Below are 24,711 nucleotides of genomic sequence, written 5' to 3' on the forward strand. Positions count from 1 at the left end.
CGGTCTCAATTTTTTATAACTGGCTGGAATATATAATCCTTACCAGTTTATCGCTTTTTTGAAAAGAAGTCAATAGTTAAATGGAAAAATGTTGTTGTTTCGCTGTTAAAAGATAAAATGTTTGGGTATTATCATTTCGGGTAAAATAAAAAACAGCTCCGGTTATATACCCGGAGCTGTTTAGGGTCTATCTGCTCTCTATTTGTCCCGGTGCTTTTTCAATCTTTCCTCAAATAACACATACAAAGTAGGAACAAAAACCAGCGTCAGCACCGTGGACGCTATCAGACCGCTGATCACCGAGATGGCCAACGGAGCGTATGTTTCAGAGCTTTCGCCTATTCCCAGCGCCATCGGGACCATGCCCACGATGGTGGTCAGGGTAGTCATCAATATCGGACGCAGCCTGGTATGCCCGGCCTTGATCACCGCCTGGTAAAGAGCCAGGCCCTCTCTTCGCAGGACATTTGCATAGTCAACCAGCAGGATGGCGTTGGAGACCACGATCCCCACCAGCATGATGATGCCGATGAAAACGATCACCGAGAAGTTGATCCCGGTCAGGAACAGGCCCCAGATCACTCCCACTATCCCCAGCGGCACCGAGAAAAGGATGACGAACGGGTCCAGCAGGGACTCGAACTGCGCGGCCAGCACCATGTAGACCAGCATGATGGCCAGCAGCATGGCGTAGAACAGGCTCTTGAAGCTGTCGGCCATGTCCTTGGCCGATCCGCCCACTTCGATGGTGAAGCCCTCGGGAATGCTGATCTTGGCAATTTCTTTGGCCAGGTCACCGTTGATGGCCCCGATGGCCCGCCCCTTGGCGTTGGCGGTGACCGAAACGATCCGCTGCTGGTTCTTGCGGCTGATGTCCACCGGGCCGAAGGCCTTTTCCACCCGGGCGATATTGGAGACCGGCACCAACTGCCCCATGGCGCTCATTACCTTCAGGTTCTTGATGTCCGGCATCTGGGAACGGTCCTTCTCCTGGAAACGCACCACCACGTCGTATTCCTTGCCGAATTTGCTGTCGCGGAACCGGGTCACGGTCTTCCCCTTGAAGGCCGTCTCCACCGCCGAGGCCACCTGATAGACGCTGAGTCCCAGGGCCCCGGCCTTGTCACGGTCCACGATTATCTGCAGTTCCGGCATGCCTTCGCTGCGGCTGACCGTGACATCCTTGGTGCCCGGCACCGAGGCCATTATCCCCTTGACCTGCTCAGCCAGTTTTTTGGAGGCCTCCAGGTCGTATCCCTGGATGTCCACCTGGATCGCTCCTCCGGAACCCATGCTCATGATCTGGGAGATCAGACTGCCGGAGGCGAAAACCGCCTTGGCATCCGGAATGGCGGCCACCTTGGCCCTCAGTTTGTCCATGATCTCGTCTATTCCCCGGCTCCGCTGGGAGCGGGGCCCGAGCTTGACCCTGATAGCGCCGATATTGGGCCCGGAATTGGCCATGGCCTTGCGCATCCCCTCGCCTTCGCCGAATTGGGTGTAGATGGTATTGGCCTCGGGGATGTCCGCCTTGATGATATCCTCTATCCGCTGCATGACAGAACCAGTCTGTTTGAAAGAGGTTCCCACCGGCATGGTGATGCTGACGGTGAACTCCCCCTCGTCGCTGGTGGGCATGAACTCGGAGTCGCTCAGCCCGAACAATGCTCCGCTGACTATCACCACTCCCAGTGTGATCGCCATCACCGCTTTTTTCCGGGACAAGGCCCAGGTTAAGATATTTTGATAGACGTCATCCAGGCCTTTAAGCCACTGTCCTATCTTGTCCAGCAGGTTTTTCCACCAGGAGGATCCGCTTCCGTCTACCTGATGGCTTTCAATTTTCAGGAACCGGCTGGTCAACAGGGGCAAAAGCATCATGGAGACGAAATAGGATCCGATCAGGGAGAAGGAAACGGTATAGGCCATGGGCCGGAACAGCACCCCGGCTATCCCGGAGACGAAGGCGATTGGCAGAAAGACCACGATGGTGGTGATGGTGGCGGCCAGCACCGCCATGGCCACCTGGTCGGATCCTTTCAGGGCAGCTTCCTCGGGACTCTGTCCGGACTCCCGGTGCCGGTAAATGTTCTCCAGCACCACGATGGAATCGTCCACCAGCCGCCCCACCCCCAGGGCCAGTCCGCCCAGGGTCATGATGTTGAGGGTCATGTTGCGGAAGTAAAGCAGGATGAAGGTAACGATGATGGAGAACGGTATGGAAAGGGAGATGATCAACGTGCTGGAGAAGTTGCGCAGGAACAGGATTATGATCAGCACCGCCAGCAGAGACCCGGTAATGGCCTCGGTTTCCAGGCTTTTAATGGAGCCCCGGATGAATTCGGCGGAATCGAAGGCGGTCGAAAGCGCTATGTCGGAAGGCACCTGTTTCTGCAATTCCTTAAGCTTGGCCTGTATTTTGTTGCTGACCGCCACGGTATTGGAACCGGACTGTTTTTGAACGACCATGGCCACTGAGCGCTGCCCGTTGAGCTTGGTTTCCGAGTCCAGTTCATTGAAGCTGTCCTCAACCTTGGCTATGTCCCGCAGATAGACCGGGGTTCCGCCCTTGTTGCCGATCACCGTGGCCGATATCTGTTCCACAGTCTTGAATTCGCCCGGGATCCTGATCAGAAAATCCAGCTGGCCGCTCTTGAGGTGGCCGCCGGGAAGATTGAGATTGGAGGCCATCAGCGCCATCCCCACCTGGTCAAAGGAAAGCCCCAGAGCCTCCATCCGGGTGCGGTCTATGTTGACGTGGATCTGCCGGTCCTGCCCCCCCTGCACCGTCACCGAGGCCACCCCGGGAATGCGGGCCAGACGGTCCTTGAGGTTATCGTCGGCGTATTGCCGCAGCTCGGAAACTCCCCGGGGGCTGGAGACGCCTATCACCATCACCGGCATCAGCGACGGATCGAACTTGACGATGATCGGGTTTTGGACCTCGGCCGGCAGATACGACTTTACCAGGTCGATCTTTTCCCGGACGTCAATGGCGGCGGCGTCGATGTCGGTGCCCCAGTCAAACTCCACGATGACCATCGAGGAGCCTTCCTTGGATGTGGACCGCACGTTCTTGACGTCCCGCACCATGCTGACCGCGCTCTCGATGCGGCGGCTGACCATGGCCTCCACCTCGGCCGGGCCTACCCCGGGGTAATCGGTCATCACCGCCACGATGGGAAATGACATATCGGGCAGCAGGTCTATGTTCAAGTTTACCATGGCCACCAGCCCGATGATGGTGATGCCGATGAAGATCATGAAGACTGTGACCGGCCGCTTGATCCCAAATTCGGATAGAATCATGGTTATTTGCCTCCTACTATCTCCACCGCCGAACCCTGGGCGACGGAATGCTGGCCGGCCACTATCAGTTTGTCGCCGAAGGACAGGCCCGACCTGATGGCGCTGGTCTCGCCCATGTCCAGATCGACCGCTATCTGGCGGACCACGGCCTGCCCGTTCTCCGCCACAAACACCTGGGCCCCGGCATCGCGTTCAATGATGGCAGTGCTGGGAATGACTATGCCCTTCAAATGACGCTTGATGTTGATGCTGGCCCGGGCATACATCCCGGGGCGGATCTTGAGCCCGGCATTGTTAATGGCGATCTCGGCCTTGGTGGTACGGCTCAGGTTGTCCACTGTGGGCGACAGCCGGGATATCCGGCCGATGAAGGTCTGGTCCGGCCAGGCATCTATGGAGACCCGGGCCGTAGCCCCCCGGTTGACCCTTGATATCTCGGCCTCGGGCACCTGGACCACCAGTTTTACCTGGTGATAGTCGGCTATCTGGAATAGCGGCATGCCCGGTGCCACATGGGCGCCGGTGTCAAAATACCTCTTGGTCAGCCAGCCCGAAATGGGGGCATCCAAAACTGCTTCCTTGAATTCTACCCCGATCTCGTCCCGGTCGATGCTTACCACGTTCTGGCCCTTTTCCACCCAGTCCCCTTCCTCCAGCAGATATTTGATGATCTTGCCGGGGACCTTGGCCGGGACTTCGGTCTGGTTCTCGGCCATCATGGTGCCAGAGAGATTGAGGGTTTCATCGTAGTCGGAAGGCGCGATGGTCAGCACCTCAACCGGGAATTTTGTGGCCGACTCCTTGGCGCCTTTTTTGCTTAAGGCCACTTTTACCAGCCGGAAGCCGATCAATGCAACTATGGCGGCCAGAATTACGATCAGGATGTTCTTGCCCTTCATGAATGAACCTTGCTCCTTGTACAGTATATTCTTTGTTATGTGTTATTAACCAGATCGCTTAACAGGGGCCATTTTATCAGGAATCCATGAAACCAGAAATACTAACTTCACCATTCCCAATTCACCAAGTTTGTCATAGTGTCCTAATGCCCATGGAAAAGTTGCCCGGGAAGCCTTTACCTAAGCGCCGCCCCCACCGCTTTCTCCAGCCTGGCCAGGGAAACCAGATAATCATGCACCGCCTGGATCCGGTTGGTCTGGGCCTGGGTCAGGGCCAGCTGGGCGTCCAGCACGTCAAGGTTGGTGGCCTGGCCGCTCTCGTAGCGGGCCTTGGCGATCTTCAGGGCCTCTTCGGCCTGGCCCACCGAAAGCTGCTGGGAGAATATTGTCTTTTCGCTGGCCTTCAGCGTCAGGTATCCGGCCGAGACCTCCAGCCGGATCCAGTCTTCAACCTGCTGTTTTACCAAGCTCAGCTGCCGGGAATTAGCCCGGGCTTCCTTGATCTTTCCCAATCCGGAACCGCCGTCGAACAGGGACCAGCTGGCGGAGATCCCCAGGTCCCAGTTCTTGTTCCACTCGTCACTGCTGGAGAACCCTGAACCCTTGCTGTAGGAATAATCGGAGAACAGGGCCACGGTGGGCTGATAGCTGGAGTATGATATTAATTTAGCCTTCTCTACCATTTTTTGCCGCAGTACTAGAGACCTGAATTCCGGCCGTAAGTCAAGGGCTTTGGCCGTTAATGAGGCACTGTCGATCTCCACCGTAAAATATTCCATGGAGTCGGATAATGTCACCGGGGCTTCCAGTTTGCGGTTCAAGGCCATATTAAAGGCCTGACGTGACAGATCCACCGCGTTCTGCATCCGGATCAGCTGGGGCTGGAGATTGGAAAGCTGTACCTCGGCCCTCAGCAGGTCATAGCGGGAAACCATGCCGTTCTGGTAAAGAGCCCTGACCCGCTCCACATGTTTTTCTATGGAGGAGACAGCTTCCTTTGTTACAGCCAGGGCGCTTTGGGCCAGCAGCAGATCGTAGTAGGCCTGTTTGGCGGTGAAAATCACAGCAGCTTTGGCGCTGTCGTAAGACTCGGCGGCCGCTTTCAGGTTAAGCCGGGTGATCTGAAAACCCTGCCAGATCCTGCCCCCGGTATAGATCGGCCAGCTGGCAGTGAGTTTGCCGGAATAAGTGTTTCCGATCTTGTCGGAAGTGATAGAAGCGCTGGACATCGGCACTACGTCGCCGGTGGGGACGTGGGTGCCGTCCAGCACCGGGAGATAATAGGTCTGCCCCATTTTCATGTCGATCAGGCTGTTGAGGCGCACCAGGCTGCCCGAGGCCGAGATCTGGGGAACCAGATTGCCTCGCACCGACTCCATCTGTCCCTGGGCGGCGGTGATCTTTTCCCGTGAGACCTGAATGGAAGGATTGTTCTTCAGTGCAATATCCACCGCCTGCTGTAGCGAATATTCCTCGGCCATGGCAGCCGTTAAGGATAATACCATCACCATTACAAGGAAAAACGTTTTTTTCATTTTAAGCCCTTTGTCTTTGTTTCCAATATTTTTTTGTTATTATCTATTGTGACTTTATCCCGTTGAAGAAAATCCCGGTTATGAACTTGACTTCTTCTGGGTCGTTGATCTTTTTCTTGTTCAGTAGCGATCCCATGGCCGAGCCGTGGGTCAGATTGAACAGGGCCGCAGAGGTGCGGACCGGGTCCTTTGCGGAAAATACTCCCTCTTTGATGCCCTGTTTGATCATGCTGGCCACTATGGTGGTCAGGTTCCTGAAATGGACCATCATGTTCTCGGCCGTCGGTAATGAATTCATCCCCGGGCGTTCTTTGCTTAACAGCTGCAGGAAATCGACGTTCTGTTCAAAGATCAAAAGCATGGTCTTGATAACCTTCTCCACTTTGGCTGGGGCTGGAAGGTCCTCCTGAGATACCTGTTCCAGGCTCTTTTCAAAATTTATGATCTCTTCTTCCAGCATGGTGGCAAAAAGGTCGTCCTTGTTCTGGAAATAGCCGTAAAGAGTGCCTTTGGCAAACTCGGCCTTCTCGGCGATCTCATCCAGGGTGGCTGCGTGCAAGCCTTTCTGGGCGAAGACCTGGCGGGCGGCCTTTAGTATCTCCTGGCGTTTAACCAGCCGTTCCCGTTCCTTGCGCGGTATGCTTTCCATAGTAACCTGTATTTTTGTTGGATTTGATGAATAATTCCTTTGCCATAACCGGCCAGGGGAATTAAGGCTAAAACACGCTGATACCTAAATATTTTTTGGGATCCTTTTTTATATCCTTGATAAGCTTGTTCAGTTCTTCCGACGATTCCTTAAGGTTTTTATACAGATCTTCATCCTTTGACAGCTTGCCAAGGTTACCCTCGCCTTTTTCCATCCGGTTCAGAATGAGGTTCAACCGCCGGGAGGTGGAGTCCAGGGTATTGAATAGCTCCGGTTCCCTGATCATCCGGCCCAAAGTTCCCTGGCCCCGCTTCAGGCTGTCGGAGATGGTGTTGATGTTGGACATGGTCTGATTGAGGTTGTTGTACAGGGAAGGGTCGTTCATCAGTTTGCCCACAGTCCCCTTGTTATTCTTTACCAGTATTATCAAGTGGTTCAGGCTTACCAAAGCAGAATCCAAATTTGTGTAAAGCCTTGGATCATCTATCATCTTGCCCAGGGTGCCGGTGCCCTTTTCTATCTTCTTCATGATCACATTGAGCGAGATGGCCGTGGAATTAAGGGTATCCGAGATCTCGGCCACTTTGCCCATTATCTCCTCGGGGGCCATCACCGCTATGGTAGACAGTTCCCCTCCGTTTTCCATCATCGGACGGTCCATCGAAGCCGGCACTATCTCCACCAATTTGTCGCCCAGCAGCCCCATGCTGCTGATCCTGGCCATGGAACCCTGCCGGATCCTGGGCTGGGCCTGCTTTTCAATCCTTAAGCGGGCCTCCACCTTTTGGCGACCGCCTATCTCCACCAGGGCAATGCTTTTGACCACTCCCACTTGGAACCCGGAGACCCTCACCGGGGCGCCTTCCTGCAGACCGCTGACGTCGTCGAACCTGGCGTTCAGATAATAACGCTGTTTCAACAGCCCTTGGCGTTCTCCCACCGAAAGCACGGCCACCAGGGCCACCGCCAGGCCCACGGTTATCAGCAGGCCGACCTTGAATTCGTGGGACAGTTTATTGATTGGCATTTTCGATCGTTCCCCCTTTAATGAAGTCCTGGACGAATTTTAGTTTGGAACCCTTTAGTTCGTTGGAGGTGCCGGAGAAAAGTATCCCGCCGTCCTTGATCACCTCAAAGCGGTCGGCCACTTTAAAGGCGTTGGCTATTTCGTGGGTCACCACAATGGAGCCCACCTTGTGTTCATCTTTCAGCTTATTGATCAGCTCATTGATCTTGCGGGAGGTCAGCGGATCCAGACCGGTGGTGGGTTCGTCGTAGAACATATAGCGGGGATCAAGCACAATAGCCCGGGCCAGGGCCACCCTCTTCTTCATGCCTCCGGAAAGTTCCGAGGGCATGGTCTGTTCGGTTCCGGATAGTTCCACAAAACTGAGGGCTTGGGCCACTTTTTCGGAGATCTCACCTTCAGATAGCTTCAAATGTTCCCGTAAGGGGTAGGCCACATTCTCCTTGACGTTCATGGAATCAAACAACGCCGCCCCCTGGAATAGCATCCCTATCTTTTTCCTCAGGGGCAGCATCTGCTCCTCGGTGTAACCGGTGGTATCCTCGCCGTCAATGATTATCCGTCCGTGTTCCTGTTTAAGCAGCCGGAGGATTATCTTCAGGGTCACGCTCTTGCCGCATCCGGAGCGGCCCAGTATCACCAGGGTTTCGCCCTGGTCTATCCTGAGGTTGACCCCTTTTAAGACCGGCTTGCCTTCAAAGGATTTATGGATGTCGTAAAGTTCGATCATTTATTTCATTCTGTTCAGTATTCAGTATTCTCTATCCAGTATTCCCCAGTGGACATTGGATAGTGGCTACCGGATAGTGGTTAGTCATGTCAGGTTTACATTCCCATTAGGAACAGCACCTTGGTGATGAAGGCATCCAGCAAAAAGACCAGCACCGAGGAGACCACCACCGTACGGGTAACCGCGTCGCCCACCCCCTTGGTGCCGCCCCGGGCATTAAGACCGAAGTAGCAGGCCACGATGGCAACCATCCCCCCGAACACTATGGGTTTTACAAAACCGCTGATCAGATCGTTAAAGACCAGGGAATTGACCACCGAGGTCCGGTAAAAGTTGGCCGTCAGCCCCAGGTTCATCACACTGACCAGCATCCCGCCCAGTATCCCGATCAGGTCGCCCACCACCACCAGGATGGGCAGCATGATCACCGCCGCAAAGAACCTGGTCAACACCAGCTTCCGGATGGGATCTGTGGCTAGGGCCCGCATAGCGTCTATCTGCTCCGAGACCTGCATCGAGCCCAGTTCGGCGGTGATGCCCGCCCCCACCCGTCCGGCGAAGACCAGGGAGATCAGCACCGGGCCCAGTTCCCGCACCAGCGAGACCGAGACGATACCGCCCACATAGAGCTTGGCCCCGAAACGCATTAGGGCATAGCCGATCTGAAAGGCCAGCACGAAGCCGGTGAAGAACGAGGTCAGCACCACTATCGGCAAGGAATCCACCCCCACCCGGTCCATCTGCTCCCAGATCAGTTTGGGGTAATAGGGCGGCCGGACCAGCCTTTTGGCCACTTCCCAGTGAAAGGCAAAAAAGCGGTATAGAGCTTCCACGGTGAAAGCGGCGGTGTTTATGATATAATCTTTCATTTTGCCCGTTTGGTTCATAATATGACTGACTGGTCGGTCATTATACTATTAATTTGCTATTTTGTCAAGTATGTTCGCTAAATTTAAAAAGCCGCCTTTAACAGGCGGCTTTTTAAGACCTTCCAAATATTATTCCATGTACAAACTGACCGCGCCCACAAATGACTGCTGCCATTTATTGGTAGGCAGATCCAGGGTGTTGACCACCGCACCGTCTATCAAGAACCTCTTATACAAATAACCCACTCCCCCGGTCCAGACATAGTCCTCCTTGGCGGCTTTGAATATCCGGCTGTAACCCAAACGTCCGGAAACTGCGCCATAGCCTGGTATCACATACTTGTATTCCCCTGCCAGGGAGTAGCGGAACTGGGGGGTTCCGCTGCCCAAATATTTTTCCAGGGAACCGGATATTTTCGGCAGTTTGTCGGTGACGATGGCCCCGCCCAGCCACAGCTTGGGCTTAAGTTTGTCATCTTCAACGTTCTTCCAGTATACTTTTCCCAGTATGTTCTGCCCGGCCGCTCCGATCTTCAAATTGCGGTAATTCCCGTAAAAACCCAGGTCTATCCCGTAGCCGATGCTGTTCTCCTCAAAGGTTTGGGCCTTGGTCCATAAACTATCACGCTTGGTCTGGGTGATCTCCAGCATCCGGCCCCACAGAACCTTGGCCGTCAAGCCCATGGCGGTGTTGGGATTCAAATCGTCCCTTTGGCCCAAAACCAGGGCAAACTCATCTACTCCGTAACGCAGGTAATTGCTGACTGAATCCGTTCCGTTATACGCCACCGATTCCCCGGCGTGCCGGACCAATGAGCGCCAAGACAAGCCCATTCCCTTGGTAGCCATGGCCAGATAATTGAGCCGTTTGTGCCCTGAGGTCAGCGGGTCGGATAAAAGACCGGATGAGTGGGTGTAGTTAAGGGTGAACATCGGCCAAAGCAGGGAAGAAAGCTGGGCCGGGTTCCAGTGTATCACCGACGGATCGTTGTCTATACCCGCTACGCAGCCGGAAAGCGACAGGGCCCTGGCCCCCACCATCGGTCCCTGGTAGCTTTGCCAGTCGATGACCGAAGCGTTGAGTGCCGCTGTGCTAAGCTTCAGCAAGGCCAGGATGAGCATTGATTTTCTATTCATCATTTTTCCTTTATACTTTTAATATTCAGCCGCAAAACGCACAAAGCTTGCCCTGAGTGCTATACTGAGCGATGCACTGAGCTAGGCCGAAGTGTTTATCGCAGTGCCAATCGAATGAAACACAAAATGGAGGAGTTTGTGATTTATGTGCTTTCTGTGGTTAATTTCAGCAAGCAACTACGTTCAGTATTTGAATTTCATCCTTAGACCCAGGTTGAACTTCCCCTTATCATCCTTTTTGGCCACGATGGCGCTGCGGGCGCCGAACAGGTATTCGGCGGTGAACTCGGTCGACAGGTTGGCGGAAAGCCCCTGGGAATAGCTGACGAATACGTTGCGGGTGACATATTTTCCCAAAGTGACCTGAGCACCCTTGTCCTCACCACTCATGAAGGTTTTCATCCGCACCACGTCTACCAGCCCTGTGTTCTTCTGGATGATTCCGGAAAGCATATTGCTCAAATACTGGGTGCCCCGGGTTACGGCCTGATCATAGATGTCTATTTTGCCGCCTTCCTCGCCCAGATTGGTTATTCCGGCTGAGACCAGTGTCAGGATATCCTTTTCGGACATGGTGGGCTCGGAAGTAAAACTGAGCTTTGGCTGCAGAGCCGTACCCTGTATCTTCAGATATATGTCCACTTTGCTGGTGCCCCCTTCCGGGGTCGGTTTGTCCATGGTCGTCTGGGCCGACAGATTGAGCTCGGGATTGATGATGGCCGAGTTGGTAAAGGTTAACTCCCCGCCGGAGGTGATGTCGAACTGGCGGTCGGTAAAGCGGTACGTGCCCCGGATTGTCTCCAGCCTCCCCGACAGGAAAAGAAGATTCTGCTGCATCCGCACATTCAGATTGTCTATCTTCAACTCGATGTCGGCATCGGCATTGCGCAGCCAAATTCCCTGGGGACCGGTGATAGCCAGGTCCAGGTCCATGGGCTTGGGTTCTTTATCGGGCGGGGGCGGCTCCTCTACCGGGGCAAAGGGCATGGTGATCAGCGCGGTGTTGACCATGACATCGCCTGATATCTTGGGATGGTTGACCGTTCCGTTGATCTCTATCCGGGCGTCCACATTGGCTTCTATGAACGGAATGTTACGGATGGGTGCCTCCCGGGTGGTGATCAGGAAATACATCTTGCTGGGGATGAACCTTTCCAACAGGATCTCGCCCCGCTTAATCTCCACCCTGCCCTGATTTTCGGTGGTGGCGGAAATATTGTCTATCACCAGGCTGTCGGCATTGAAATGAGCCCGGGCTGTCACGTCCCGCAGATACATGCCGAAAGGCCTCAGCACCATCTTGGCCCTGTCAATGGTAAGGCCGCCGTTGAGCAGCGGTTTAAAGGGCGTCCCGGAAAGGCCGACCGAAAGGTCTATCCGGCCTTCGTAAACGCTTAAAAAATCAGCCATGGGGAAAAAGGCCCAGGTGCCGATGTCCCTTAAGCTGACCTGGCCTTCCATCGGTTGATCCAGCAGTTTTCCCATCTCCGGGCCCACCGCCAGATTTACCGGGACCCTGGCAGATATTTCAGAGATACTGCCGTAACGGGTTATGGCCAGGCGGTTCAACCGGACAATTTGATCGGCATAAGCCACATCCAAGGAAAGATTGTCAGCGGTGAACTGCTCAAACCGGAGATTTCCCACGTTCAGTTTTAAAGAGTAACGGGGCGAGGCCAGGCTGCCGGAACCGTCGAGCTCAAAATCCAGAAGACCGTGGACGGTCTTGTCCATCTGCATCAGTTCCAGGATCCTCCGGCTGTCTATGTCCTGCCCCTTGACGCTTACCTGAAAATCCTTGTTATTCTTGTAATTCCCCGAGAAAAGCAGGCTGCCCCGGCCCACTATCAGTTTGCCAGGTTTAAGATCAATAAATCCTGACTTGATATCCAGCACCAGGGGCTGGCTGTTGGCGATGATCTGGTAACCGGAATTGAAGAAAAGTTTGCTGACCACCAATGACATGTTCTTCCCGGCCAGTTCCAGCCGCCCGGTCAAAAGCCCTTCGGTCAGGCTGTCCTTGACGATGTGAACTGAAAATCCACCCCAGTCCAGGCCCCGTAATTCAGCCAGCATCTCGATCTTCTCGATGCTTTGCTTGCCCACCTCGATCCCGGTCAGGGTAAATTTCCCGTCCCCCAAAGGGCTTTTAACGATGGACTTTACCGACATATTTCCGTCGAAGTACAGACAGCTGATCCCGGCCAGCCCGGCTTCCTTCAAGCGGAATGACCCGATGATGTCCGGGTCTTTGGTGGCCCCGGATACCAGTCCGTTGAAACGCAGGCGGCCGGACAGATCCTTGAGCCCGAACAAAGGTCCGAATTGGGACAGATCGATCTCGTCGGTCTCCAGTTCCAGACTGAGAGCTTCCTTGTAAATATCGCCTTTTATCTCCAGCTGGGCCTGTCCGCTTCGCAGCCGGATCTGGTCAATGGCAATGTCGGTTCCCTCCGCCCTTACAAAACAACGGAGATCGTCCACCGGAATGTCATTCACCGAGCTGCGGTTCAAGACCAGATCGGCCCGGACCTTGATTTTTTGGATTTCCAGCCCCTGCCCCTGGAGTTTAAAACTGCCGTTGATGTTTGTTTTCAAGGTTTTACCGGCTTCCGGCAGCATTGTTCCCAGATCAATCCGGCTCAAAGAAAGCTGCAGTCCGTAGTCCCTGGCGCTCAGATCCAGCTGGCCGTCGCCTTTGACCGTTCCCGGTCCGGAGGCCAGTTCAATGCCGTTCAATGACAGTATCTGATCTTTGAGACTCAGCCTGGTGTCCAGGTGGTCCAAACGCACGCCGCCCAAACAGCAGGCATCAGAACGAAGTTCCAGTTTTGCTGATGGATTCTCCAGGTCCCCCTTACCGCTGGCAATGACTGTTATCCGGCCCTTAAAAGCAACGTTCTGCAGCCGGGCTAATTGGGCCGCATCTGCCAGGTTCAGGTCAAGCCTGGCCTGGGACAGGTCATATTTCTTGCTTTTTCCGTCCAGCCATAAACTAAGCTCCAGGCGGCTGGATCCCAAGTCAAGCCCAAAACCTTCCAGTTTGACCGTATCCCCTTTGACGGCCAGCAGGCCTTTTCCCTTGTTCAGGGCAAACCTGCGGTCTGGGATGTAAGCGCTGAAATCCTTTAAGTCAAGAGATAATTTGGGACCGCCCATCTTTAAGACAGCCGTCAGATTTACTTTTTTCACCAATTGTGAATCCGAACCGGGGCTGATCATTACCTTTAGGTTGCCGATCTCGATATTGGATATTTCCAAAGGCGGGAAATTGGTCTTTCCCTTGGGTTTGGTGGTATCTGGCTTGAAAAGGCCGGAAAAATTCCAGCTGCCGTCAGGATGACGGACCAGCCTGGCCCGGGCGTCGTATACTCCCACCTGTTTGATGGTGATCTTCCTTTTGGTAAGGGAAACCCAGGGATGAATTACCACTTTGATCCTTGGAACTTCCAGCATCATTCCGTTCTTCAGCGAGTCGTCCGAGGCCAGCTTCAATCCGTGGAGCACTATGTTCATCGGCAGTTGAACGCTGGCGCTGTCTATGGTGAACTCCCTTCCCAGGACATCGGACAGGGTCAGATCTGTCTTGGCTTTAAGCTTGCCCTTAAAGGTACGGCTGTTAAAATACACTGACAAGCCGGCCAGGGAAAGCAGCAACACGGCGGCAACCGAAATGATTATTATGTTTCTGGTTTTATGCGGCATCAGAAGGCGTGCCCCAGGTTGATGTATATCAGACCGCCGTAAATTTCCATCCGTCCCTCGGTCTTGATGGCGTAGTCCAGCCGGACCGGGCCGATCGGAGTGTAGAATCTTAAGCCCAGTCCCGTGCCCCCATGGTAGTGTTTCCATTTTACCGATTCGAAATCAGCCCAGACGTTTCCGGCGTCCACAAAAAGACAGGCTCCTAACATCTTATATACCGGAACCCTAAGTTCCAGGTTGCCGTTGACCAGCATGTTGACGGTGCTGAATGTGTCGGCTGATATTTCGTCCTGAGCATAGCCCCTCAGGTTCATGGCCCCGCCCAGTTTCAGTCTTTCCTGGATGGGCACCGGGCCCGCCCGGTTGAAGGTGTAGATCCCCGAGGCCTTGGCGTGCCAGGCCAGGATAAAATTGCGGCCCAAATTGTGAAAAAAAGCCGTCTCCCCGGTGCTCTTGCGGTAATCGTTGGAACCTCCCAGCACCGAACCGGCCTGGTCCAGCCTGGCGCTGATATTATATCCCCGGGTGGGATTGAAAATATCGTCCCGGTTATCGGCCGTGGTGCTAACGAATACATCGCTGGTGGTATTGTTGGTCTCTTCCAGAAATTCGTATTTGTAGCCCAAATAGACCTGTATTATCCGGGTGATGGATTTACCTACTTTGGCTTCACCACCCAAACGGCTTAAGGGAGACCAGTAGGATGCGTCATCACGCTGTCTTTTGTAATAAATGCTCCCGCTGGCTTTCAAGGGCAGCGACAAGAAATAGGGTTCCAGGTAATCCAGATAATAATCATTGGTATAGGGATGCAGGCCGTCGGTCTTTCCCAGCCCGTATCCGATATCGGTCTTCAATGTTATCTTCTGCAGGTTGCCGAAGATATTGTTGCTTCCCCATTCCAGCCCCAGCTGTATCCGGTCCGGCTGCTGGTATCCGAAATTGAAACCATACCAGTTGTTTTTATCCTCTTTGACAAAGAGCAGCAGGTTGACGGTGTCGGATTTTTCCGCCAGCCCCTCCATCTCAAACCGGACCTCGTTAAAAAGCCCCAGGGAATAAACCCTCTGCTGGTTTTGATAGACACGGGAAGGCAGCAGCAGGTCGCCGGAGGAAAGATTCATTTCCCGCTTGATGACTTTTTGGGACACTCCTTTGTTGCCGGCTATCCGGATCAGCCCGATGTAGACTGGACTTCCCTCATTTATCCGGTAGACGATGTTGGAAACATGGCTGTCCTCTGTTTTGATGATGGTGTCCTTGACCGAGGCATAAAGGTACCCTTTTTCGGCGTATAATGCTACGATCCCGGAAGAGGTCTGCTTGACTGCCGCCAGGTTCAGGGCGTCTCCGGTCTTGACCTTTAACAGCGACAGCAGCACGGTATCGGAGTAAAGAACATTGCCCTGGAACTGGATCTGACCGATGGCCGAAAGCTGTCCTTCGCTGATGGCCAGATTATAATCAATTTCCTGGGTCTCCAGGTTCACCTTCTGTTCCCGGTTCTGGAACTTGGCTTCCAGAAAACCTTTCTTCTGGTACATATAAACTATTTTGCGCAGATCCTGCTGAAAGGTAAAATCGTCGAATCGCTGACCCCGCTGGCTGGTCATCTTGCCAATCAGCTGACCCTGGGTGAATACGGTGTTGCCGGTGAAAGTGACCTTGCCCAGCTTAAGCCGCGGGCCGGTCTCCTCCACCGGCTCCTTGAGCTCGGTCTGGACCTTTTTGGCGCAGCCCCATAGAGCCAGAAATCCGGCTAAAAACAATATGTTGAGTTTTTTAAAGTGCAATTCTTGGAAATAATAAATTGAACGTCATAATTTATCAATACTCTTGATGAACAATGAAAAATACTTTTGAAATCAGTCCAGGGAAATCATGTTAATCCTGTCTGTTTCGGGAAAGCCAGGTTTCTCAAATCAAAAGCCTTCCGTTCTTCATCAGTTGCTTCCCGTCCAGCCAGACATCGGGATTTTTCACGATACCGTCCTGGTGGCTGGGCACTTTGATTTTACCGCCGAATCCAGAATTGTCGCCGAAGGCGATGTGGATGGTTCCCAGGACCTTTTCGTCCTCCAGTACATTTCCGGTTATTTTGGCCTTGGGATTAATGCCGATGCCAAACTCAGCCACGTTCAGTCCGTTCCGGCCGTGGGCCGAAATGGTGTCCCACAACTCCTCCGCCTGCCGGCCTTTTTCCGCTCCCTCTGCAAAACCATTGACAATGGCTATTTTGATTGGTTTTTTAATTGGCCAGAGATCCGCTATGGAACCGTCAATGACCAAAAGGCCGTTGGCGCTGCCTTCCACCGGAGCAATGTAGACCTCGCCCGCCGGCAGGTTGGTGAACCCGCCCTTGAAATGAATGATGCCGTGATCGGGAAGGGCCAGGCGGTCTTTGATGGAAAAACTTAGGTCGGTGCCTGCTTTGGCTGTGATCCGGACCTGGCTGGCCCGGCTGACGATCCGGGAGAGCTTTTCCCCGACCCTTTTAATGGCCTGGTGATCGGCACAAAGGGTCCTGACGATCATATCCCTGGTCGCCCCGGGCATGCTGGCTATCCGGGCCCCTTTGGCTGAAGCCCGGCGCCGGGCCTGGGTGTGGGATAATGATTTTGATGTCAGCATGAAGATCACATCCGAACTCAGCATCATTTGAGCAATTGCCGGCGGCGGCTCCTGGCCGTTGTTTTGCCTTGGTGGCATGCAGGCCAAAACGGCCTCTCGGGCATAACCCTGGGCTTGCTTATAGAAAAGACCGGCCGTCTCTATCATCTGGTCGTCGGTGATGATCAGCACGGTTTCCTGAGGTTTGACACCCAGACAATCGGTCAGGGCTATTTTAATGGATCTTTCGAGGTTGTTCATTACATCCCGTTTAGAATTTTTGTTATAGATAGTATTTGGTTTCTCATATAGCCACTGTCTTATCTGTCCGCCGAAGGATTATCGAAGGTGGAAGGACGCGGCTAATGCAAGTCAATTTGATTTCGCTCACATCGGCACATGCACCCTTCTGATCTTGGCTCCCAGTTTCTTCAGTTTCCTCTCCCAATTCTCGTAACCCCGGTCCAGATGGTATATCCGGTTGATCTCGGTCCGGCCCTCGGCCGCCAGGGCCGCTATCACCAATGCCGCCGAGGCCCGCAGGTCTGAGCCCATCACCGGGGCCGCTGTCAGCCGGGGCACGCCTTTGACTATGGCGGTGTTGCCCTCTATCTTGATGTCGGCTCCCAGCCTGTGCAATTCCGGGACATGCATGAAGCGGTTCTCGAAGATGGTCTCAGTGACGGTCGAAAGGCCGGAACAAACCGTGGTCAGGGCCATCACCTGGGGCTGCATGTCGGTGGGGAAGCCGGGATAGGGAGCCACCAGTATCTCCATCGGTTTCAGACGGCGCCTGGCCTCCACCGTCACCATTTCGTCGCCCTGGGCTATCTTGACCCCGGCCTTTCTCAAGGTCTCGATCACCTCAGTCAGGTGGTCGGGACGGCAATCCTCGATTGTCACACACCCTCCGGTAATGGCGGCGGCGGCCATCAGCGAGCCGGCCTCTATCCGGTCGGGTATCATTTTGAACTGGCAGGGATGAAGTTCATCCACCCCTTCGATGGTGATCACCGGTGTGCCTGCGCCGGTGATCACTGCCCCCATGCTGTTGAGCATCTCGGCGGTGGATACTACCTCCGGCTCGCAAGCCGCCGACTCGATCACAGTGCGGCCCTGGGCCAGCACGGCGGCCATCATCACATTGATGGTGGCTCCCACCGAGACCCCGTGGCTCCCGGCCAGCTGGAACCTGGCACCCTTGAGCTTTGGCGACTGGGCCTGAACGTAGCCGTGTACAATATCGATCTTGGCACCCAGGGACTCCATCCCCTTCAGGTGGAGGTCCATCGGCCGGGACCCTATGGCGCAGCCACCGGGCAGCGAGACCCGGGCCTTGCCGAATCTGGCCAGCAGTGGTCCCAGCACATAGTAGGAAGCCCTCATCTGCTTTACGATCTCGTACTCGGCCTCGCATTTCAGCTTTTGGGGAACATCTATCTCCATGGCGCCGCCCGAGAATTCCACCTTAGCCCCCAGCCGCAGCAGCAGCCTCCGCATGGTCCGGACATCCATCACGTTGGGCACGTTGGTCAGCACCGTTTTTCCGCAGGCCAACAGCGCGGCCGCCAAAGCCGGCAGGGTGGCGTTCTTGGCCCCGGAAACTTTGACGGTTCCCTTGAGCTCACGTCCGCCGTCTATTACAAACTTGTCCATCTTTTTCCTTACACACGATTGAGGAGTTAAGCAAGAAGTCCGTCAATATTGGAGATGTCCTGATATACTGTCCGACGATGTTTGAGATGTCAAATAACTTGCCCCGCACTGATTGATCGTTCATACGTTCAATCATCATCGCAGCACCCTGCCGGGCATTTCCAACGTTGAATTGCTGTCAGGCCGGACATCTCAAACTGGCCTGCGTGCTTCGCCCTATTTTTTGTTCCCGGTCAGCGGTTCTGCCTCGTCGATCAGCATGATCGGAATATCGTCCTTGATATTGTAGCCCAGCTTGCAGCTCCAGCATAAAAGTTTTTGTTCCTTGGGCCGGTATTCCAGCTCGCCCTTGCATTTGGGGCAGGCCAGTATTTCCAGTAATTTGGGATCCAGCATTTGACCTCCGTTTTTTTAGCGTTTAATCTAAAATTATACTAATAAGACAGTTACAAGTCAATATCATTCATCATTTGATCCGCTTCCGTGGTATATACCGCAATAAAGAGATGCCTGCAAATTTCTGTTCCTCCATCAAACGGTATTTTTTTGCCAGCTGGCCCTTGATCAATTCCACCGAATCCGGATTCTGGACATGAGTAACTATCAACCAAAGCCCGGCCTTGGACCTTTTGAGGGCTTTAATGTCGTCCACCCCCTCCACTTCCGTTACTTTGGATGAATCTGGGGCATAATAGTAGGACAGGGCCAGCGACATGTCGTCGTAATCGTTCTCCTGGTAGATCAGCACCATGTCCTTGGGCGCTTGCCTGGACTTGATATAATTGACGGTCCCCCGCCATTCCTCTATCTTCGGTTTCCGGTAATACTCCAGCAGGGGCTGGACCGAAGAGGCTGCTATCAGCAGGACCATTATTATCCTGGCCGTCCGGTGCTCCAGCTTGGCAATGCCCTCGGCCGCCAGCAGATACAGGGGAATGGAGGCGAAGATCAGGTATTTTATCTGGTAGACCGAGAAGGCCAGCGAAGAAAAGGCAAAGGCCGCCAGGATCGGGAGCCACCACCAGGCCAGATAGATCTTGGCCCGGAACCTGTGCTCCCCCTCGTATGTCAGCATAGAGACGGCGCCCAGCAAAACCGTCAAACCCAGCGATACCAGGCTCCACCGGCTTTGTCCCAGAAAATATTTCAACGTATTCCAGATGTCCCAATAGTCCGGGCGCCGGATCCAGAAATTCCGGCTGACCTCACCCGCCGCCCGCAGGAATACCGGCAGGACCGGCAGAAACAGCAGGGCTATGGCCGAACCCATGGCCAGCCACCATAAAAGCTCTTTTCCAGGATGTTTCTTTTCTTCAATCAGGTGAAATATCCAGATCAGGCTCTGGGACAAGGGGATCAAAAAGCCGTAGGGATGGGTATAAAGACACATCGCGGTGAAGGCCACATAAGCTGTTCCGGTTATCCATTTATGTTCATCCAGCCACAACAGCAACAGGTCGTAAGAAAGCAGCGACAGGAGGACCAGCAGGGAATAGCCCCGGGCCTCCTGGGAATATTCCACGTGAAAGGGCGAGGCCGCCAGGATCAGAGCCGCCACCAGGGCGGTGCGGCGGCCGGATATTCTGACGGTCAGGTTGTAAAGGGCCGCCACCGAGGCTATGCCAAAGACTGCCGACAGCGAGCGGGCGGCCGTCTCGGAGGTTCCGAACAATAACATCCAGAAGTGCAGCAGGATCTGATACAACGGCGGGTAGATCTGGCCTTTGACCAGCATCACCGCGGTTTTCAGATCGACTGCCGCCAGGGCTACGCTCCAGGCCTCATCATACCAAAGGCTTTTGCTGCCGATCCCCAGGAAACGCAGCCAGGCGGCCAGGCCCAGCGCCAGCCAGAACATCACCTTCTGGCCGCGTTCTTTCCAGATATTATTGAGAATAACGGCCATTAATATCTATCTGCTCCCGCACAGAACATCGGTAAAGATTTTGACTATCAGCTTGACCGATCCGGCCACTTCCCGGGTTATGGGCTGGTCCAGCTTGATATGCCCGGCCTGGATCCCCAGGGCTATCACCTTGGCCGTTCCCATCTGCTCCAGATAACCAGCCAGGAACGAAAGCGGCAGGGTATGGGTGGAATGCATCATGGTATGCATCTGCTTGGTGTCCAAAAAGGCCACCGCTCCCGGTTCCAGGTTCATGTCGGCCGCGTCCACCATCACCACCAGATCCGGCTGAAGCTTGCGAATGGCCCCGGTGAAATTCTCCGGAGTGGTGCTGGTTTCCATTATTTCAATTCTGCATTTTACATTCTGCATTTTGCATTTCTTGAGCTCCCGGGCCAGCAGCGCTCCGGCCGCATCGTCCCCCATCATCTCGTTGCCGATGCCCAGCACCGCTATGTTCCTGGCCCCGGCCAAATGTTCGGTGAGTTTTAACTGCCATTCTTCCATAATCAGAATCCTTTATCGTTTTCTGTTGCAGCGCCGGGATCCGGCCACCGTGCAAAATGGCCGGACAATCATTGTGCCCGGCCATCCGTTAAATGCATTTATTATCAGCCCCCAGCGCCCTGGCGCCGATCCCCGGCGTTACTTGTAGATTATCTTAAGCGCCCCCCGGTCAAAGGCCCCGTCCTCGAACTCGGAATTCAGGTGAATGGCCTTCTTGGGACAGATCTCCTCGCACTGGGCACAGTGGGAGCAGCGGTCCAGGTAAAAGGTCATGGAGAACTTCTTGGAAACCTTGCCCTGGTCGTCGGTGGTCTCCGATTCCTTGTGGATCTCCAAAGCTTCGGAAGGGCAATCCTTGACGCACATCTGGCAGCCAATGCAAAGCTTTGGGTCCATCACCGGATGGCCCCGGAAACCTTTGGGAACTGAGAGTTTTTGGAAGGGATAGGGAATGGTGGCCACTTTCTTAAAGAGGTGCTTCATCACCTCGGGCAGCATGGCGCCTAATTTTAAACTCATGGCATATACCCTTTAATAAAGATGACGATGACTAATTGCAGCAGGGCCAGCGGGGCCAGATACTGCCAGCTGAAGGCCACCATCTGGTCTATCCTGATCCTGGCGGTGACCGCCCTCATGGCCGAAAGGATGAAAACGACGACCAATGTCTTGATGATGAACCAGATGAAACCCGGGATCAACCCGCCCGGGAAACCGCCCAGAAACAGAGCGGACAGGAAACCGGCCCCCACTACCATCTGGACATCGGCCAACAGGCGGAACATGGCCAGCTTGCGGCCGGAATATTCGGTAAAGGCCCCGCCCACCACCTCGGTCTCGGCGTGGGGGATGTCGAACGGCACCCGTTCCAGCTTGGCCTGCAGGGCTATCACCCCGACCCCGAAGCCGATCAGGTTGAACAGCATGTACAGGGGATGGGCCTGAAAGTAGGCCGCAATGTCGGCCAGCCGCCAGCTGCCGGCCATGACGGCCGGCGACAGGATAGCCAGGAACATCGGGACCTCGTAGGCGAAAAGCAGGGTCAGCACCCGAACCCCGCCCAGAGCTGCGTACATACTGGTGGAGGTCCACCCCGCCAGAAAATAGGCAAAGGTGGGCAGCGCCAGCAGATAAGCCATAACAATGATGTCGCCCTGGAACGAGGTGGCCGATTCCAGCCCGTTGGTAAAATGCCATACCGGAAGCAGAAGGCCCGAGGTCAGCACCGCAGCCAGGGCAAAGACCGGCACTGCGTTGTACAGCCCCTTGTCGGCCGACTCGGGCACGATGTCTTCCTTGGCCATCAGCTTGACAAAATCGGCGATGGGCTGCAGCAGGCCGTGGCTGCCGGTGTGCATCGGCCCCATCCGGTTCTGGAACTTGGCGTACAGCTTCCGGTCCACCCATTCCACGAAGGTGGAATAGACGAACAGGAACAGCAGGCCGGGATAGACCAGGATATACAGGAATACTTTTAAGATGTCCATTTGCTACCTCAATGTTTACAACTTGATCCCGCGTTTGCGGTAAAATTCAATTCCGTGCTGCCGCAGCGTCTCCCAGTCCATCACCTTTTCCGAGCCGCGCTTGACGTCGGTGATGATCGCCATCCGGTCGGTGCAGGACAGGCAGGGGTCGATGGCCGCCATCACGATCGGAATGTCGGCCACATAACCGCCCCTCAGCATGTACAGGGTGGAAGGCCAGTTGGCCAGGGTTGGGGCCCGCACCTTGACCCGGTCCGGCTTGTCGGTGCCGTTGGAACGGACATAGTGGACATCCTCACCCCGCTGGGCCTCCACCCGGCTGACCACTTCGCCCTCGGGCACCTTGCGGGGAGCCTTGACCCGGATCTCGCCGGCCGGCAGGTTCTTTAAGATGTATTCGCAGATGTTATAGGTCTCCATCAGTTCCTTGGCCCGCACCACCACCCGGGCCAGCACGTCGCCGCCGTTGTCGGTGACGATGTTGAAGGGAATGAATTCCCCGAAGCCGGCATAGGGATCGTCCTGGCGGACGTCGCTCTTCCAGCCGGAGGCCCGGGCGGTCGGGCCCACCGCGTTCAGCTCCACCGCCTTCTCCAGCGGCAGCCTGCCCACTCCGGAGATCCTGGCCACCAGGGTCGGTTCCGAAGCGCCCAGGTTCAGGTAATATGGGGTCCGGGCCTTAAGGGCGGCGATGCCTTCCAGCAGGTTCTTGATCTGCATTTCGTCCAGATCGCGGCGCACCCCGCCGAAGGTCTGCATTCCGTAGTTGACCCGGTTGCCGGAGATCATCTCCAGCATGTCCTGGACCACCTCGCGGTCGCGCCAGGTGTACATGAAGAAGGTGTCGAAGCCCACTTCGTGCCCGGCCACCCCCAGCCATAACAGGTGGGAGTGCACCCTCTCCAGCTCGCCCATAAGACAGCGGATGAACAGGCCGCGCTTGGGCGGCTCCAGACCCATCAGTTTTTCCACCCCCTGGGCAAAGCAGGTCATATGGGCGTTGGAGCAGATCCCGCAGACCCTCTCCAGCAGATACAAATTCTGGATGTAGGTCCGGCTCTCGGCGCCCTTTTCGATCCCCCGGTGGTTGTAGCCCAAGCGGAGATCGGCATCCACCACGGTCTCGCCGTCCACCAAAAAGCGGAAAGAGGTTGGTTCCTTTAAGGCCGGATGTTGCGGCCCCACCGGCAAAATAAATGTACCCATTATTCTATCACTCCTTTCTCCCGGTTATACTGCCAATCCTTGCGCAGCGGGAATACGTTGGCCGGCCAGTCCTCGGGCAGCACCAGGGGACGCAGGTCGGGGTGCCCCTCTATGCCGATGCCCAGCAGGTCGTGAACCTCCCTCTCGTAAAACACAGCCCCGGGATAGACCGGGATCACAGTGGGAAGCATGGGATTATTGCGGTCGGTCTGGGCCCTGATGGTCAGAACCATCCCGGCCTGGGCCACGTGATACAGGGCCTCCAGCTTGTCCCCGGTATCCCGCGGGGTGATGGTGGAAATGTGGTAGAACCCGGCCTTTTCCTTGGCCACCCGGCAAGCTTCCACCAGGTTCTCCTTGTCCACCCAAAGGAACATCCTCCTGGGAGCCGGAGCGGTGAGCTCCTTGATCTTGGAACCCAGGCTGTCCTCTAATATTTTTTTGATCTCTTCAGCGGTCATTTTCTCTCCTGTATTCTGTATACGGTATACTGTATCCAGTATCCGGTAATTGTTTCCTATCAGCCTTTTTTTAGGGCGCCCAAAAGCTTGGCCACTCCGTCTATCACCGCATCGGGACGCACCGCGCAGCCGGGGATGTAGGCGTTGACCGGGATCACCTTGTCGACCCCCTCCAGCACGCTGTAACAGTCCCGGAACACGTTGCCGGAACAGGCGCAGGCCCCCACCGCCACCACGAACTTGGGCTCGGGCATCTGTTCGTAGATCCGCTTCAAGCGGTCGGCCTGCTGGCGGGTCACCGCCCCGGTGCAGACCAGCACATCGGCATGGCGGGGAGTGGACTTCAGGATCACCCCGAAGCGCTCCAGGTCAAAGCGCGGCATCAGGGCCGCCAAAGTTTCGATGTCGCAGCCGTTGCAGGCCCCGCTGTTGAAATGCAGTATCCAGGGCGACGAGACCCGGGACCACTTGACCAGTTTTTCTAAAGCCATAAATATATCCTTAATATAATATTTCTTTTTATCACCGCCAAGGCACTAAGACACCAAACTAACCAAAATAGGAAATAGAAAATTGGAAATTGTTTTGTGTCTTCTGTGCACATTCTATAGGCTCAGTGCACGTTTTTTGTGGCAAAAAATTCACTTGAGGAGAAGGGCCACCACCGAAAGGGTGATCATCAGCAGATAGACGATCCCCAGCATGGCGTAGGCCAGGCTGCCCCCGGGAATGGTGGCGATCACCAGGGCCGCCACGTGCATCATGGTAAAGAACAGCGCGGCGTAGAAGAACAGTTTGTATCCTACTTGTATCTTCTTGGCCTCGAACACCTCGCCGCAGGCATACTGGGAAAGCTTGGCGCCCTGGCTCTTGAGCTTGGGGGCCATCACGTCGCCCATCCGGTAGATGAAGTAAGAAATGGCCAGGAAGGCGAAGAAACCCACAAAGGGGGTTAGGATCATGTTCCAGGGATTCAGCAGGGTTATATTCATATTGTTCACCAGATTGAAGTATTGGT

The 24,711-nt window shown here is 54.9% G+C and carries 21 protein-coding genes; all 21 read right to left on the reverse strand.

Features of this window, described 5'->3' with window-relative positions:
• Nucleotides 1-198 precede the first annotated feature (198 nt).
• Nucleotides 199-3,309, reverse strand: coding sequence for an efflux RND transporter permease subunit (locus HZA73_04130; GenBank protein ID MBI5805214.1), 3,111 nt, complete (start codon nucleotides 3,307-3,309; stop codon nucleotides 199-201).
• A 2-nt stretch (nucleotides 3,310-3,311) separates the two neighbouring features.
• Nucleotides 3,312-4,208 (reverse strand): efflux RND transporter periplasmic adaptor subunit, encoded by an 897-nt coding sequence (locus HZA73_04135; GenBank protein MBI5805215.1) that lies wholly within the window; start codon nucleotides 4,206-4,208, stop codon nucleotides 3,312-3,314.
• 176 nt (nucleotides 4,209-4,384) lie between these two features.
• Nucleotides 4,385-5,743: a TolC family protein gene (locus HZA73_04140; protein MBI5805216.1), complete on the reverse strand. Its 1,359-nt coding sequence runs from the start codon at nucleotides 5,741-5,743 to the stop codon at nucleotides 4,385-4,387.
• Nucleotides 5,744-5,786: 43 nt separating this feature from the next.
• The gene (locus tag HZA73_04145) at nucleotides 5,787-6,392 is read right to left on the reverse strand and encodes a TetR/AcrR family transcriptional regulator (protein MBI5805217.1); all 606 of its coding nucleotides are present in this window, start codon (nucleotides 6,390-6,392) and stop codon (nucleotides 5,787-5,789) included.
• Between the two features lie 67 nt (nucleotides 6,393-6,459).
• Nucleotides 6,460-7,419, reverse strand: coding sequence for an MCE family protein (locus tag HZA73_04150; GenBank protein MBI5805218.1), 960 nt, complete (start codon nucleotides 7,417-7,419; stop codon nucleotides 6,460-6,462).
• Nucleotides 7,406-8,149 (reverse strand): ABC transporter ATP-binding protein, encoded by a 744-nt coding sequence (locus HZA73_04155; protein ID MBI5805219.1) that lies wholly within the window; start codon nucleotides 8,147-8,149, stop codon nucleotides 7,406-7,408. The genes HZA73_04150 and HZA73_04155 overlap by 14 nt, the downstream gene beginning before the upstream one ends.
• Nucleotides 8,150-8,244: 95 nt before the next feature.
• On the reverse strand, nucleotides 8,245-9,018 hold the full coding sequence (locus HZA73_04160; GenBank protein ID MBI5805220.1) for an ABC transporter permease: 774 nt from the start codon (nucleotides 9,016-9,018) through the stop codon (nucleotides 8,245-8,247).
• 129 nt (nucleotides 9,019-9,147) lie between these two features.
• Nucleotides 9,148-10,155: a hypothetical protein gene (locus HZA73_04165; GenBank protein ID MBI5805221.1), complete on the reverse strand. Its 1,008-nt coding sequence runs from the start codon at nucleotides 10,153-10,155 to the stop codon at nucleotides 9,148-9,150.
• Nucleotides 10,156-10,338: 183 nt separating this feature from the next.
• A complete protein-coding gene (locus HZA73_04170; GenBank protein ID MBI5805222.1) occupies nucleotides 10,339-13,860 on the reverse strand; it encodes a translocation/assembly module TamB domain-containing protein in 3,522 nt (1,173 codons plus the stop codon).
• The gene (locus HZA73_04175) at nucleotides 13,860-15,653 is read right to left on the reverse strand and encodes a BamA/TamA family outer membrane protein (GenBank protein MBI5805223.1); all 1,794 of its coding nucleotides are present in this window, start codon (nucleotides 15,651-15,653) and stop codon (nucleotides 13,860-13,862) included. The genes HZA73_04170 and HZA73_04175 overlap by 1 nt, the downstream gene beginning before the upstream one ends.
• Nucleotides 15,654-15,777: 124 nt before the next feature.
• Nucleotides 15,778-16,731 carry an aminopeptidase gene (locus HZA73_04180; protein MBI5805224.1) on the reverse strand — a complete coding sequence of 318 codons (954 nt, stop codon included), beginning with the start codon at nucleotides 16,729-16,731 and terminating at the stop codon, nucleotides 15,778-15,780.
• Nucleotides 16,732-16,857: 126 nt separating this feature from the next.
• Entirely contained in the window at nucleotides 16,858-18,126 is a 1,269-nt protein-coding gene (murA, locus tag HZA73_04185) for a UDP-N-acetylglucosamine 1-carboxyvinyltransferase (GenBank protein ID MBI5805225.1), read from the reverse strand.
• A 216-nt stretch (nucleotides 18,127-18,342) separates the two neighbouring features.
• Nucleotides 18,343-18,522 (reverse strand): Trm112 family protein, encoded by a 180-nt coding sequence (locus HZA73_04190; protein MBI5805226.1) that lies wholly within the window; start codon nucleotides 18,520-18,522, stop codon nucleotides 18,343-18,345.
• A gap of 70 nt (nucleotides 18,523-18,592) precedes the next feature.
• Nucleotides 18,593-20,032 carry a glycosyltransferase family 39 protein gene (locus HZA73_04195; GenBank protein ID MBI5805227.1) on the reverse strand — a complete coding sequence of 480 codons (1,440 nt, stop codon included), beginning with the start codon at nucleotides 20,030-20,032 and terminating at the stop codon, nucleotides 18,593-18,595.
• 6 nt (nucleotides 20,033-20,038) lie between these two features.
• Entirely contained in the window at nucleotides 20,039-20,539 is a 501-nt protein-coding gene (locus tag HZA73_04200; protein MBI5805228.1) for a hydrogenase 3 maturation endopeptidase HyCI, read from the reverse strand.
• 138 nt (nucleotides 20,540-20,677) lie between these two features.
• On the reverse strand, nucleotides 20,678-21,058 hold the full coding sequence (locus HZA73_04205; protein MBI5805229.1) for a 4Fe-4S binding protein: 381 nt from the start codon (nucleotides 21,056-21,058) through the stop codon (nucleotides 20,678-20,680).
• Nucleotides 21,055-22,026 carry an NADH-quinone oxidoreductase subunit H gene (locus HZA73_04210; protein MBI5805230.1) on the reverse strand — a complete coding sequence of 324 codons (972 nt, stop codon included), beginning with the start codon at nucleotides 22,024-22,026 and terminating at the stop codon, nucleotides 21,055-21,057. Before HZA73_04210 ends, HZA73_04205 begins: the two co-directional genes overlap by 4 nt.
• A 15-nt stretch (nucleotides 22,027-22,041) precedes the next feature.
• Entirely contained in the window at nucleotides 22,042-23,232 is a 1,191-nt protein-coding gene (locus HZA73_04215) for a nickel-dependent hydrogenase large subunit (GenBank protein MBI5805231.1), read from the reverse strand.
• On the reverse strand, nucleotides 23,232-23,693 hold the full coding sequence (locus tag HZA73_04220; protein ID MBI5805232.1) for an NADH-quinone oxidoreductase subunit C: 462 nt from the start codon (nucleotides 23,691-23,693) through the stop codon (nucleotides 23,232-23,234). Before HZA73_04220 ends, HZA73_04215 begins: the two co-directional genes overlap by 1 nt.
• A 59-nt stretch (nucleotides 23,694-23,752) precedes the next feature.
• On the reverse strand, nucleotides 23,753-24,184 hold the full coding sequence (locus HZA73_04225) for an NADH-quinone oxidoreductase subunit B family protein (GenBank protein ID MBI5805233.1): 432 nt from the start codon (nucleotides 24,182-24,184) through the stop codon (nucleotides 23,753-23,755).
• A 150-nt stretch (nucleotides 24,185-24,334) separates the two neighbouring features.
• Nucleotides 24,335-24,685, reverse strand: coding sequence for a hypothetical protein (locus HZA73_04230; protein ID MBI5805234.1), 351 nt, complete (start codon nucleotides 24,683-24,685; stop codon nucleotides 24,335-24,337).
• Between the last annotated feature and the right edge of the window lie 26 nt (nucleotides 24,686-24,711).

The organism is candidate division TA06 bacterium (assembly GCA_016235665.1).
Classification (GTDB): domain Bacteria; phylum Edwardsbacteria; class AC1; order AC1; family EtOH8; genus UBA5202.

Excerpts from the sequence above, each read along its gene's own strand:
- HZA73_04170 (MBI5805222.1), bottom strand. The coding sequence starts at position 13,860 with ATGCCGCATAAAACCAGAAACATAATAATCATTTCGGTTGCCGCCGTG.
- HZA73_04230 (MBI5805234.1), bottom strand. The coding sequence starts at position 24,685 with ATGAATATAACCCTGCTGAATCCCTGGAACATGATCCTAACCCCCTTT.
- HZA73_04190 (MBI5805226.1), bottom strand. The coding sequence starts at position 18,522 with ATGCTGGATCCCAAATTACTGGAAATACTGGCCTGCCCCAAATGCAAG.
- HZA73_04150 (MBI5805218.1), bottom strand. The coding sequence starts at position 7,419 with ATGCCAATCAATAAACTGTCCCACGAATTCAAGGTCGGCCTGCTGATA.
- HZA73_04225 (MBI5805233.1), bottom strand. The coding sequence starts at position 24,184 with ATGGCTTTAGAAAAACTGGTCAAGTGGTCCCGGGTCTCGTCGCCCTGG.
- HZA73_04130 (MBI5805214.1), bottom strand. The coding sequence starts at position 3,309 with ATGATTCTATCCGAATTTGGGATCAAGCGGCCGGTCACAGTCTTCATG.
- HZA73_04205 (MBI5805229.1), bottom strand. The coding sequence starts at position 21,058 with ATGAGTTTAAAATTAGGCGCCATGCTGCCCGAGGTGATGAAGCACCTC.
- HZA73_04215 (MBI5805231.1), bottom strand. The coding sequence starts at position 23,232 with ATGGGTACATTTATTTTGCCGGTGGGGCCGCAACATCCGGCCTTAAAG.
- HZA73_04140 (MBI5805216.1), bottom strand. The coding sequence starts at position 5,743 with ATGAAAAAAACGTTTTTCCTTGTAATGGTGATGGTATTATCCTTAACG.
- HZA73_04210 (MBI5805230.1), bottom strand. The coding sequence starts at position 22,026 with ATGGACATCTTAAAAGTATTCCTGTATATCCTGGTCTATCCCGGCCTG.
- HZA73_04195 (MBI5805227.1), bottom strand. The coding sequence starts at position 20,032 with ATGGCCGTTATTCTCAATAATATCTGGAAAGAACGCGGCCAGAAGGTG.
- HZA73_04155 (MBI5805219.1), bottom strand. The coding sequence starts at position 8,149 with ATGATCGAACTTTACGACATCCATAAATCCTTTGAAGGCAAGCCGGTC.
- HZA73_04145 (MBI5805217.1), bottom strand. The coding sequence starts at position 6,392 with ATGGAAAGCATACCGCGCAAGGAACGGGAACGGCTGGTTAAACGCCAG.
- HZA73_04220 (MBI5805232.1), bottom strand. The coding sequence starts at position 23,693 with ATGACCGCTGAAGAGATCAAAAAAATATTAGAGGACAGCCTGGGTTCC.
- HZA73_04135 (MBI5805215.1), bottom strand. The coding sequence starts at position 4,208 with ATGAAGGGCAAGAACATCCTGATCGTAATTCTGGCCGCCATAGTTGCA.
- HZA73_04180 (MBI5805224.1), bottom strand. The coding sequence starts at position 16,731 with ATGAACAACCTCGAAAGATCCATTAAAATAGCCCTGACCGATTGTCTG.
- HZA73_04165 (MBI5805221.1), bottom strand. The coding sequence starts at position 10,155 with ATGAATAGAAAATCAATGCTCATCCTGGCCTTGCTGAAGCTTAGCACA.
- HZA73_04200 (MBI5805228.1), bottom strand. The coding sequence starts at position 20,539 with ATGGAAGAATGGCAGTTAAAACTCACCGAACATTTGGCCGGGGCCAGG.
- murA (MBI5805225.1), bottom strand. The coding sequence starts at position 18,126 with ATGGACAAGTTTGTAATAGACGGCGGACGTGAGCTCAAGGGAACCGTC.
- HZA73_04160 (MBI5805220.1), bottom strand. The coding sequence starts at position 9,018 with ATGAAAGATTATATCATAAACACCGCCGCTTTCACCGTGGAAGCTCTA.